Source organism: Vibrio sp. Vb1729 (assembly GCF_033338655.1).
In the GTDB taxonomy this organism is placed as follows: Bacteria; Pseudomonadota; Gammaproteobacteria; order Enterobacterales; family Vibrionaceae; genus Vibrio; species Vibrio alginolyticus.
On sequence record NZ_JAWOTB010000001.1, the window covers coordinates 59,245 to 71,127 of the forward strand.

The following is an 11,883-nucleotide window of genomic DNA, read 5'->3' on the forward strand; positions in this document are numbered from 1 at the left end:
GCGAAAGATTAATGCAGATGGCTTAACGATTTTTTGTGTCACTCCAGCGAGGTTAGGAATCTAATAGCACTACACTGAGCGGCTAATGAAACCATTTTGATCACAAAGTGCTCGGATGGAAGATCCTGTATCACGCTCCTTCGTCGCTGTACAGGATGACGAGAAATAGAAATATGCCACTCGCGGTTAAACGAGTGGCATTGATCGAGAAAGATGGCGTTTTACATCAATAATAAGAGAAAGTAACGCTTACTTAATCAGCCCTACTTCTTTGTAGTATTTTAGCGCACCTGGGTGAAGAGGCGCAGATAAACCGTCTTTTACCATTTCCTCTTTCTTCAAGTTTGCAAACGCTGGGTGGAGACGGCGGAAATCATCGAAGTTTTCAAATACCGCTTTAACCACGTTATAAACCACATCTTCTGGTACCGCAGTAGAAGAAACAAACGTCGCGCCCACACCAAAGGTTTGAACATCACTATCTGTGCCACGATACATACCACCTGGGACATTTGCGACACGATAGAAGCTGTTGTCTGCAACCAGTTTTTCTACATTAGGTCCAGCTACCGTTACGATATTACTATCACACGACGTAGTGGCTTCTTTAATCGCTCCACTTGGGTGACCAACGGTATAAATCATCGCATCAATTTTGTTATCACAAAGTGCTTTTGATTGCTCTGCTGCTTTTAACTCAGAGACAAGCTTAAAGTCGTCGTTACTCCAACCATACTGGTTCATTAGCACTTCCATAGTACCTCGCTGACCAGAACCAGGATTACCAATGTTAACGCGCTTACCTTTCAAATCATCAAAAGTTTTGATGTTCGCGTCTTTACGTGCAACGACAGTAAACGGTTCTGGATGAACGGAGAATACGGCGCGTAGCTCTTTAAAAGGCCCGCTTTCTTCAAACTTACTGGTTCCTTTGTAAGCATGATACTGCCAGTCTGATTGCGCGATACCGAGGTCCAATTCACCAGCACGAATAGTGTTGATGTTATAAATCGATCCCCCAGTACTTTCTACCGAACAACGGATACCGTGATCTTCTCGCGATTTGTTAACCAAGCGACAAATAGCGCCACCAGTCGGATAATAAACCCCTGTTACGCCACCGGTACCAATCGTGACAAACGTTTCCTCCGCAGACGCAGAAAAGCCTGTTGTGAGTGCCGCCAAAGAAGCCGCAAGTGCGATTTGCTTAAACTTAAACATTGAACATCCCTTTTACTTGTGTTGATGACCGTTTAAGTATAGCAACCGTTAACAATTTGATAACGTTTGAGTTCTCATCCTTGGCGGTTAGCTTAGTAATCACCATTTTATTGGCATATTCTGCCGTTATATAATGGCTCTATATAAGCGTAAACCGTATAGTCTAGAAAATTAAATCTTTAGACTGATATGTCCATTCTAAATTATCTATTAAATAGAAATACTCAGGTCAAATTACTATAATCTTGTTAAATAACCTTTATTCTATATAAATATGATGAGTTATAACTCCAGCCAGAAGACATGATGTACTTGAAATAAATAATACGAATGAGAGAACAAACAATCGTTGAATATGAATTGGAACCTTATCCCTCTTCTCTAACATTTTATATCGTTTCGCATGAAAAGTGCTCAGAAAAACAGTTCCATATTGTAATACTCCGTGACCTGATAAGAATATATTCAGAGTGTAGTATCGAACTCCATTATCAAGAGCATCTTCAAGATACTTCAACCACTTGGATTTCAAATAAATAACAAACAAAAACCAAGCAAATATACCTAAAATTCCAACCGTAGTCAGATAAATCACTAAATCTGATGCTAAACTGATATCTTCCATCTTCGACTACTTATTAAGTTGAGTTTTATATAATTCTGTTCCCAAATACTCACCAGTCGAACTACCATATTTTGTTATTGAGTATCTAATTACACCCTTCACTACAAAAAATTCTTAAACACACTTTTTGTGAATAATAATGGCACTTTAACTTAATTTTACGCAACAAGGCTACTATGAAGTTGTTAGCTTTGAGCTGAGTTCAACAAAAACAGTAACTTTTATGCAATGTAACTCACTACGTTATATTGCTTTACAAACAAATCACCCAGTAAATATCCGTATCTAGTTTAGATAGCTGAAATAAAAAAAGCGTTGTATAAACAACGCTTTGTAGTTAGTGAAACGGATGGTTACACCGTTGGGACTGACGCTCGCCACGCTTGGTTCTGGCTATCTGAGATAGATCGGAACAAGTCACGTAGCTCTTTCAATAAGCCTTCTTGGAAACCAATGTTTTCATCGGCTTTCTGTTTGGCTGCTTGTGCGCGAGTAGCTTGTACTTCATCATCTTTGCTGCGCGCTTGCGCTTTGGTTTGCTCTACATTCGATGCTGAGTTTGCCATCTGGCCCAAAGCTTGAAGAATAGCGTTCTTCGCTTGGTTTGAGCTCATCAACTTATCGAACTTACGGCCACCACTTGTCAGCTGCGCTGTCGTGTCTGCGATATTGTCTTTCGCTAGTGAGTGCGCACGCTTAACCTGATCTTGCTGAGTTTTAGACAAGCTATTGTTATTTAATAACTCTTCTGCTTGATCGAAGCCAGCTTTTTGCGTTTTCAGTACATTATTGCTCGCCATTTCATTCTTGATTTCTTTCCCTGCTTTGAAAGAACCAAGGGCACCAATAATTGCGGTAGCACCCGCTAATACACCCGAAACGACTGCCATCGCGATCATTGCGCTTGCCGAGTTGTTGAGTTCTGCCGCTTGGCTTTCTAAACTCGCGACGTTTGCTTCAACAGCAATTTCACGTTGTAGCACTTGCTGCTCACGGCTCAGCTTTGATACTTGATACAACAATGTTAATAGCGTCAACGATTGTGATACCGCATCTGATGGTGACTTGATCACCTCCTCACCGTTAAGTGCTTTCATCGTTGTGCTCATTAATGAGCTCACCGTCGGCGCAAGAGCACTCATTAAGTTTGCAACAACTTGAGCTTGATTACTCACTGTAGGAGCTTTAGGTGTCTCTAACTGGTAGCGTGCTGCACCAGAAACACCTGACTCACTTTGGCTTTTAACGGCGCCCGCTTCAAGCTTTGTTTCCGGCGCTTTTTCTGCTTTGTTGGTTTTAATGGTGTCGCCTAAACCGTATAGTTCACCACGACCCGTTCCGCCTACTTTATCTAGCATAATAAACTCCTTATACCGTTGCAGGACGGCTTAACACCGTTTGCATAGTTTCACTTTTCGCTTGAATCATTTGCATGATGAGGCTCATCAGCTCTTGGAAGTCTTCCATCAACTTACCAATCTCTTCTTTGAGCTTATCAATGACAGCCTGGCTTAACGTCATTTTGGCTCGAAGGTCTGTGATATCAGCCTGAATCTCTGTCACGTGAGCATTGTTAGCAGCGTGGACACTGTCCGTTGCGCCTTTACCCACGTTGACGGCAAGATCGACGGTTTCTGCGCCATAACGAATCGCTTTCGCTGTTGTTGTCGCAGCTTTTGTGCCCATATCCGCCACTTTCGCCATGTTTGCAGCGGCTTTCGTAGCGATTTCCGTGACCTTTTGAGCTACCTTACCAGCACCTTTCGCTGCAAGTTTCGCGATACCGCCAGCTGCTGCACCACCAAACGTCACAACAGCTCCGATAACCGCGACGGCGATTTCTAATGCCATTACGACTTTGTTTAGCACATCGACATTTACGCCCGCTTCTTTTAGCGCATCTTGAACGGCTGGCTCTTGCAACGCCATGCTCACTGCTCCCATAACGCCACCAGCGATCATAAGTGCACCGGCTGCTGCACCAACACCCGTTGCCACCATTACGGCACCAACAACAATAGAAACCACCGCACTGATCCAACCAAAGATCTTCGCTGCTAAGCCTGATTTTTGGGCTTCTTTTGCAGCGGCTTCCGATTCTTTGATTTTGTCTTGGTTTTCCACCATCTCTTTTTCGTGTTTAGCTTTTGCGACCTTCACTTCCTGAATTTTCAGCTCGTTTTGAGCACTTTTCAGTTTATCCGTGATAGCAGCAAGCTCTACTTCAAAATCATCAGCAGATCCTGCGATGATTTTGACGGCAATCGAACCTGTTTGGTCTGCAACTGCATGGAGAGATTTTGCAATGGTATCGACGATCTTTTGCAGCTGTGCCATGGCTTTTAGCGTCAAATCATTCACTTTGTCACTAACAGCTGCGTTAGGTGCATCTAACTGAACTTTTACTTTTCCGGTGTTCAGTACATCTGCATCTTTACTCTTCACGTTTTCTACCGTCACAGAAGGCGTCGCTGTAGACGCCGTTTTCTGCACGTTATCTAACGTGGCTTGGCCAGATTCAGGGCTATAAACCTGTGTCTGGATGCGGTCAAGTGCAATAGAACTCATAGTCTAATTACTCCTTTTTATTTCTCACCGCTTCTAACATGATGCCTGCACGCTCATGCAAATCTGCATATTGTGATTTTCCGGCAGACATCTCCTTCGCGCTGTAAAACCCACTCTCTGCTTCTGTCAGTTGTTCCAGTTTAAGGTGACATTCAGCAGAGTGAAAAGGTGGGCGTGGATCATTTACGTCCACTAGCGCTGCGTAGCTGTAGGCGTCTATTGCCTGCAGATACTCACCCAACTCCTGACGAGCCGCGCCAAGGCCAATGAAAAATCGCGCCTGATAATGATCAAGCATGCTGAGTAATTGAAATACTTTCGCTGCTTGCTCAATCTTTCCCGATTGGAAAAAGTTGTAACCTACGGCATAAATGTGTTCGATGGTGTCCTGAGACACATCGTGCAACATTTTTAGCGTGCCTCCCTCTTCCAAAAAAGACAGCAGTTCTTCTGCTTGCATTTGAGATGGATCGGTCGCGTTTGTTTTAGTCATGGTTGGTTATCCTTAAATGGCTCGTAGGATTTCTTGTAAAATACTGTGGTACTTCTGAACAAACTTGTTCATCGCTTCAACGGTCGAGTTGTATTGAGAACTGGTGTCGTTCAGCTCAGTGGTTTTGATTTGCACTTCATCGTTAAGCAACTTGGATTTAGCACTGACAGAACTAGAAAAATTAGACAGCTTTTTCGACTTCTCTTCGTCTTGGTACGAAGCACCATCACCGATAGTAATACCTTGTGTTTGAAGGAAGTCTCGATGGTTTGTTATCTTATTATCCGTCAAATACTTGTACTCAGGTGAAGCTTCAAAATCCGTTTGATTGCTGTAGTTAAAGTCACTCGCTTTGAAGTTACTTTCTGGATATCCCGGTTTATAAACCCCATCAACACTTTGCGTAGAGTGAATTTTTGATTGCACAACACCAAAAACTTTAAGCTGTATTGTGAGATCCTCTAATGCCTCTTTCTGGTCATTACGTTTCTCTAAACGGTTAACACGACGCTCATTTAGTGCAAGCAGCACTTGCTCATCAAAACGGTCTCCAATGCTGGACTCAACAACGGCCAACAAATCACGAGCCGTTAGAGAGTGCTCTGCTCTCACCTCGCGATCCGCTTTCTCTTTATCGGTGATATTGAGTAGACGCTCTTTCAATGCCCCTAAGTTTTTGCGCAATGCCTCGTATCGCTCAGTAAATGAAGCCCCGGTAGATTCACCTTTTACTATTTTTTCAAACTGTAATCGGATATCTCGTTCGGTGTTTTCTTTGATCAAATTAACTTGAGCTGCCGTTATTTGTGTCTTTTGGACATCGGCTATCGCGCTGTCCTGGTAAAAGTCATCGATTTCTATATTTGTTAAACTCACCGCGAAGTTGGCGAACAGACTAGAAAGGGTCAAAGGCTCAGTTCCACCAATGACAGTATTAAGTGCTGCTTTTAGATTGTTCGTTCCACTCGCCTCACCATAAGCTGCGCTATATTGGCCTTTCACTTGAGCGGCCATTTCATCTAACGCTTCTTTAAGCTGCTGTTTAGAAATACCAGGAGTCCAGGTAATTCTGCTAGCTAGCGCACTTGCGTCATCGGTGCTTAAAGTAATACCAATGCCTTGAAAACTACTTTTTAATTGAGCTGAGACTTGAAGAGCGAAACTCTCTTTAGTCAACAGAAAATCCGAGCTCTTCAGTTGCGCGAGATTAACGGAACCTAAGCTACTAAAGGCATTGCGAAGAAAAGAAATAGAAGCATCTCTCACTTCACGGGAGCCCATTTGATTAGCAAGCTCTGCAACAAAAAGAGAAATTTCTTTGGTGGCGTTAGCCAGACCTGTCTCGGAGAGGTTGGCGATCTGCTCCGCTTGGTTACTCTGAGTGCCCAGATTAAATTGACTAACAAACTCAGTAGATAACGAGCTATCTACGTTTTCCGTCAGTAACTTACTAAACCAAGCCTGAAACTGATTTGATAGCGTTTGGTTTGTTTGAGCATTAAACTCGGCTGCGGTTAATTCACCATCTGAGTTAGCACTTTGTAGCGACTTTAGCCAAACAGATGCGGTGTCGGTCAATGATATACCAGCAAACGCGTTATTTTTCGCTTTTAGGTTTTCAAGCGTATCAACATAAAGCGCGATGCTTTGTGATTCCGTTTGTCCCGAGATAGTTGGCAATGAAGAGATTATCGAGGCAAGTTGCTGAGTCTCTGCTTCACCCAGTACAGGGGTAAATGCCTCTATCAAGTTTTGTTGGAAAGTGGGTAATGGTGCACTACTCGCAGCTGTGTCTGTTGCTCCTGTCGTAGAGCCAGTCGTTTTCATATTCGTCATTTCCAAACCTCTAAATCATCATGCCGCGCATCACTGTGGGACGCTTTCTGCGTTTACCTGACGTACCTTGTAGCTGAGTTTGTTGTTGCCGGCGGCGCTGGACTTCGTCTATTAGCTCTTGCTCTGCACGTTTCATGGTATCTACTGGCGCTTTTATGCCGCCAAGTAATACATCCCCCGCAACAGGACCAACACCTAAGCCTTCCAATAGCTCGTTAAAAATATCGGTTCTGTCTTCAGCTTTTCTAATGGCAAGCTCAGCGTTCTCAATCGCATCGGTAAACGGTTGCTTCATCTTGATTCCTATCTTAAAGCGGGTCATCTCATCGGTGCTGTCAGTAACAGTCGTGAGTTTTTACTTTTTCAACTTTTTCAAAGGTCTATAATCTGCTAAGCGTAAACAGTACCAGTCGTCTAGCTCATCATGGCTTGCACCGCATGCTTTTAGATAGAACTGTGCCAATCGCTGGCTGCTCATGTTGCTACCACGTAACACATCGACGTTGCCGCGAATGACCCAATCGGAGGGATAAAGTTGAATGGCATGTTCAGCCAAGAGAAATAAGCCGGCAAAGGGGTTACTCAACCCCAATTTTGGACGAACGCGTTTCAGAAGAACGATGATGATTTCACCGTCCTCCACCCGAAAAACGAGCTCTAAGCCTTCAACTTCAATTCGATAACCAAGTTGAATTTCACTTTGTTGCCAAAAGTATGGCGTCACTTCGATCCCCGCTTGCGCCAGCGAGAGTATTAGTTTTGTTTTCATTACATCCCCACCCTTCCAAGTGGCTGAATATTGATTTGCTGGGTTAGTTCTTGAAATGACAAAACGGGCAGATCGTAGTATTCCGATTCAATAAGCTTTCGCACATATCGGCGTACATCCATAGACACAACTAGCACAGGTTTATTCGGCATGCGGCTTAAGTCACCAATGGTCTGTTTCACATCACTGACAAATTGTTGCGTTATTGACGGATCTAACGCCAAGTAACTCCCTGCTGAGGTTTGACGAATACCGCTGCGTATCGTGTCTTCGAGATTTTGATCCAATAAGTAAGCGGGCAACATGTTTTGTCCGCTCGCGTATTTGTAGCAAATGTAACGTTTTAAGCTAGAACGAATGTACTCCGTCAGCTGTACAACATCTTTCTCTTTTTGGCCCCACTCAACCATCGCTTCCAAGATCACGCGAAGGTTTCGGATAGAAATGTCTTCAGAAACCAAGCGTTGCAAGATTTCCGTCATTTTTTGCAACGGAACAATACGCTGGGCCTCTTTGACTAGCTCCGAATAACTGCCTTCCATCTGCTCCAACAGATAACGCGTCTCCTGAATACCAATAAAGTCTTGTGCGTACTCCTTAAGAACATGAGACAAGTGGTACGTTAAAATCCTGTCGGGTGTGAGAAAACCGACATGACTGGCTACGAGTTTTTGCTCATAACTCTGTGCCACCCAAATGCTAGAAATACCGGGTAGAAAATCTTCATCTTGCTCATAAGGCACGCCTAATAAATCGATCTGTTCATTCCCTTCTGTCACCAAGAGTTGATCTTTAACAATTCGTCCTCGTGCAACCGGGACTTCTTGTAACTGAATTAAGTACTCGCCATTTTGCATCCCCTCGTTAAAGCGCAGGTGGATGCCTGGGAAAGGCACGCCTAGGTCGAGATATAGTGCGCGTCTAACCCTTGCTAGCTCTTCATTTAATGCGACCGCTTCCAAGCTTTCCTGAAGGCTCGCGTCAAGATCGATCAAGAGTGGAACCGTCATGGCAAACTCTTCTTGCTCACCTAATTTGCCTTTACTGTTTCTAGATGGAGTGGGTTTGTTTGGCTTCGCTGCTGGCGAACCGGCCCCTTGCGAAACAAAGCTTGATAAGTCGGTGCTATCTGATTCAGCTTGTTTTTTCTGTTGATAGAAAAGGAAGAAACCACCACCACCAACCACGGCGGCCAAGACCAGAAAAGTGATTTTTGGAAACCCAGGGATGAGTGCGAACAGCACCAAAAGCACACCACCAATAAGAAGCGCACGTGGCTGAGCAATGACCTGCCCACCAATGTCCGACCCAAGATCAGAAGAATCTTCATGAGAAACACGCGTCACGATAATACCGGCGGTAATCGCGATAAAGAGTGCCGGGATCTGCGATACCAAACCATCGCCAACGGTCAAAATCGCAAACAATTCAAGTGCTTCAGAAGCACTCATGCCTTTTTGCGTTACCCCGATCGTGACGCCACCTAGGATGTTGACCACAATGATGACCAGACCCGCAATGGAGTCGCCTTTAACGAACTTCATCGCGCCATCCATCGAGCCATACATTTGGCTTTCTTTTTCAATCAGTGATCGTCGGTGCCTAGCTTCGTGTACGTCAATTACTCCGGCACGCATGTCACCGTCAATACTCATCTGCTTACCAGGCATCGCATCGAGTGAGAAGCGCGCACTAACTTCTGCTACCCTTTCTGAGCCTTTGGTGATCACCATAAACTGAACAATGGTAATGATCAGGAACACAACGATACCGACCACTAAGTTACCGCCCACAACGAAGTTACCGAATGTATAAACGATTTGACCAGCATCGCCTTGTAGCAAGATCAAGCGGGTTGTCGTGATAGATAAAGACAGACGAAACAATGTCGTGATCAATAGCACCGCAGGAAATGCAGAGAACTCAAGTGGCGTGGTGATGTAAATCGCTAACATAAGCAGCACCACCGCAATGCTCATGTTGGTGCCAATCAGCACATCCACCAGTGCGGTAGGAAGTGGCAATATCATCATAAAGACGATCGCGAGTAACATCACCGCAAGCATGATGTCTTTGCGTTGCCCTACTTTGTTTAGAATATCGATAAACTTATTCATGTGATTCACTATTTAAAGATTGCAGATAGCGTCGGTGCGCTTGGCGTGCCCCATCGACGTCATTTTGTTTCCAACGCGCTTGGCTTAAACAAAACCAGAGTCCTGCCGAGTCAGGATGAAGGTCAGATTTTAATAAGTGCTCACACACCTCAATCGCCCGGGTATATCGACCACTTTGTAAACACGCCACAGCAAGTGTTTGCATCGCCTCTTTGTGCTGCGGTTCTATTTCTAGAACCGCATCGAGAATAGAAATGGCATGCTCTGGCTTTTGGTATTGAACTTGTAGCGCAGCGTGAACAAGTAAGAGTTCAATGTCTTTGGATCTCAACATGTTGGTTAGACCTGAATAAGGAGATTGAGCGCCATAGTGAGGTAACGCTGATCTAGTTGCGTACTTTGTAGCGTTTCAGATGCTTTGATAAAAGAAGCGGAGCCTGAATCCTGTGCAAGAACTTGCAGCTGAGCTAACGTTTCATCAAATTGTTGACGGTATTTTTCTGGACGCAACAACTCTGAGTGCAGCAGCTTGGGCTTAGTTAACGCGATGAGATATTGGTCTGAAGGCCTGAGATCATAGAGCTTCTCTAAATGTGTAGCGACCGCCTGACCATCAGGAAGCAATTGAAATCGCTCTGGGAAATCGGCCTTAACTTCACTATGAGTAACATGCGTAAAGGCTTCGATGCCTACGTTTAAAGTGCTGACTCGAGTCATGAGCCTGCCACATCGTTATGTAGACGAGCCAAAAGCGTAAACGCTTGCTCTAAGGTCGGAAGTGTTACTTCTTCTCCTTTTAGCCTTGCTGAAAAAACCAGAGTTTGTTCATCTAACAAGCCGGTTTTAATTTCGAAAGGCCAGCCTTGATCGGCATGACACAAACACAGTGCACTTTGAATAATGTCACTGGTTTGATGCCAAGATAACGCTCGAGACAACATCAAGAATAACTGCTCACCCTGTCGCTCAATATGCAGCGTACCACTTTGCTCAAAATCCAGCTGCACCCGTCCAGCTGATGAGAAATCGACGGCATCGAGCCCCATTCCTCGGCAAAATTCATCGACGGATGCATCAATCCAACTCATCTTCCCACGCTTCCTCTTCTTCTATATCAATGGCTTCGTCTAGCGCCTTTTGTACCGCTTGGATTAAATTCTGTCGTTGTTCATCATCGGCGAATACGTCAATTGGGATTGCGCGAACTAACTTATGAAACTCTCGAAAAAAATCGATTTTTTGTTCTACCGCCGTCAATTCCATTGCGTTGGCGACTTTCCATATCTCATCACTGCTCACCCATCGCTGCTCTACCAACGCAATCACATCAGCCATCAAATTAGAAACTTGATAAGCCATAATTCGTCCTTTCCGGTTTAAACATTTGGAACAGCTGACTCACACGATCTTGCAACGTATTTAGAGTTTTGAGTTTTTGCATATCGGACATCAACCACTGCAACTTAACCGAGTCGATACTGCTACCTTGAACACTAAGATCTGCACTCATGCCTTGCAGCATAAAGTCAACAGCGGTCGATACCTCCTGCTCACCAAAGCGCGCTACTACATCTTGATAAGCCGCGCCGAGCCCTTGATAACTATGAACGGTATCGCGGTAGAAGCCGCGCAGCTGATGCAAAGAGCTAAACTCTTGCTCTTGGCTGTATTCATCAGCAAAATTTGAGACACGGATTTCCGTATCAATTTGAGACCATGTATCTGGGTTTTGCTCGATTCTTAGAAGTGCTTGGTCAATCAGCGCTAGTAGGTGTTTACTTTCTGGACTCGCACTCAAAAACTTTTTAACGGCTTTTAGGGCTAGGTATTGATGGCTTTTCTCCTCGGAAAACCCATTCAAGTAGGCTTGTAATTGCGCGATGGTCGAGATATTTCCTCCCGCCATTTTTGTAGCCAAATCTTTGATCTTTTGATTCTTTTCAAGATCAGGGACTTTTCTTAAATAGTCCGAAACGAGTTCATGTGCTTCATTAACTCGAACACCACTGTCTTTCACTTTGCGCTTAGTCAGATCTTTCTCTGCTTTTTCGGAACCGAGTGAAGTGAGTTCTTCCATCGCATCAAAAAGTGATTGTGTGGCATTGTGAACACGGACGGTTTCACCGCGATAATTGCCTTTTTGTGAAACGTCGGGACGAGACGATTCCAACCCGCTTTGGATAGACGCATCAAACTTTGGATTTGTTGCGATATGATTGTTGATAATACTCATTCACTTGCACTCCTTCCGCAC

The 11,883-nt window shown here is 44.4% G+C and carries 14 protein-coding genes; all 14 read right to left on the reverse strand.

Annotated elements, in window-relative coordinates; genetic code table 11:
- Positions 1–249: 249 nt before the first annotated feature.
- Complete coding sequence (locus R7E29_RS00255) at positions 250–1,221, reverse strand: TAXI family TRAP transporter solute-binding subunit (RefSeq protein ID WP_005388171.1); 972 nt, start codon at positions 1,219–1,221, stop codon at positions 250–252.
- Positions 1,222–1,480: 259 nt separating this feature from the next.
- On the reverse strand, positions 1,481–1,846 hold the full coding sequence (locus R7E29_RS00260) for a hypothetical protein (protein ID WP_017821699.1): 366 nt from the start codon (positions 1,844–1,846) through the stop codon (positions 1,481–1,483).
- A 353-nt stretch (positions 1,847–2,199) separates the two neighbouring features.
- Positions 2,200–3,204, reverse strand: coding sequence for a type III secretion system translocon subunit VopD (gene vopD / locus R7E29_RS00265; protein WP_005377262.1), 1,005 nt, complete (start codon positions 3,202–3,204; stop codon positions 2,200–2,202).
- Positions 3,205–3,214: 10 nt separating this feature from the next.
- Positions 3,215–4,414: a type III secretion system translocon subunit VopB gene (gene vopB, locus R7E29_RS00270; RefSeq protein WP_005377260.1), complete on the reverse strand. Its 1,200-nt coding sequence runs from the start codon at positions 4,412–4,414 to the stop codon at positions 3,215–3,217.
- A gap of 7 nt (positions 4,415–4,421) precedes the next feature.
- Entirely contained in the window at positions 4,422–4,907 is a 486-nt protein-coding gene (gene vcrH / locus R7E29_RS00275) for a SycD/LcrH family type III secretion system chaperone VcrH (protein WP_005377258.1), read from the reverse strand.
- 12 nt (positions 4,908–4,919) lie between these two features.
- Positions 4,920–6,743 (reverse strand): virulence-associated V antigen, encoded by a 1,824-nt coding sequence (locus tag R7E29_RS00280; RefSeq protein WP_054576991.1) that lies wholly within the window; start codon positions 6,741–6,743, stop codon positions 4,920–4,922.
- Between the two features lie 10 nt (positions 6,744–6,753).
- The gene (locus R7E29_RS00285) at positions 6,754–7,038 is read right to left on the reverse strand and encodes an LcrG family type III secretion system chaperone (protein WP_005377254.1); all 285 of its coding nucleotides are present in this window, start codon (positions 7,036–7,038) and stop codon (positions 6,754–6,756) included.
- Positions 7,039–7,098: 60 nt separating this feature from the next.
- Positions 7,099–7,512: an LcrR family type III secretion system chaperone gene (locus tag R7E29_RS00290; RefSeq protein WP_053304394.1), complete on the reverse strand. Its 414-nt coding sequence runs from the start codon at positions 7,510–7,512 to the stop codon at positions 7,099–7,101.
- Complete coding sequence (gene vcrD / locus R7E29_RS00295) at positions 7,512–9,638, reverse strand: SctV family type III secretion system export apparatus subunit VcrD (RefSeq protein WP_155489452.1); 2,127 nt, start codon at positions 9,636–9,638, stop codon at positions 7,512–7,514. Before vcrD ends, R7E29_RS00290 begins: the two co-directional genes overlap by 1 nt.
- Entirely contained in the window at positions 9,622–9,963 is a 342-nt protein-coding gene (gene vscY, locus R7E29_RS00300) for a type III secretion system chaperone VscY (RefSeq protein WP_005377248.1), read from the reverse strand. Before vscY ends, vcrD begins: the two co-directional genes overlap by 17 nt.
- 5 nt (positions 9,964–9,968) lie before the next feature.
- Positions 9,969–10,346: a type III secretion system protein VscX gene (gene vscX / locus R7E29_RS00305; protein ID WP_005377246.1), complete on the reverse strand. Its 378-nt coding sequence runs from the start codon at positions 10,344–10,346 to the stop codon at positions 9,969–9,971.
- Positions 10,343–10,717, reverse strand: a complete 375-nt coding sequence (gene sycN / locus R7E29_RS00310) for a type III secretion chaperone SycN (protein ID WP_005377240.1) — start codon at positions 10,715–10,717, stop codon at positions 10,343–10,345. Before sycN ends, vscX begins: the two co-directional genes overlap by 4 nt.
- Positions 10,704–10,988: a TyeA family type III secretion system gatekeeper subunit gene (locus R7E29_RS00315; protein ID WP_054576989.1), complete on the reverse strand. Its 285-nt coding sequence runs from the start codon at positions 10,986–10,988 to the stop codon at positions 10,704–10,706. The genes sycN and R7E29_RS00315 overlap by 14 nt, the downstream gene beginning before the upstream one ends.
- Entirely contained in the window at positions 10,969–11,862 is an 894-nt protein-coding gene (gene sctW / locus R7E29_RS00320; protein ID WP_053307014.1) for a type III secretion system gatekeeper subunit SctW, read from the reverse strand. Before sctW ends, R7E29_RS00315 begins: the two co-directional genes overlap by 20 nt.
- Between the last annotated feature and the right edge of the window lie 21 nt (positions 11,863–11,883).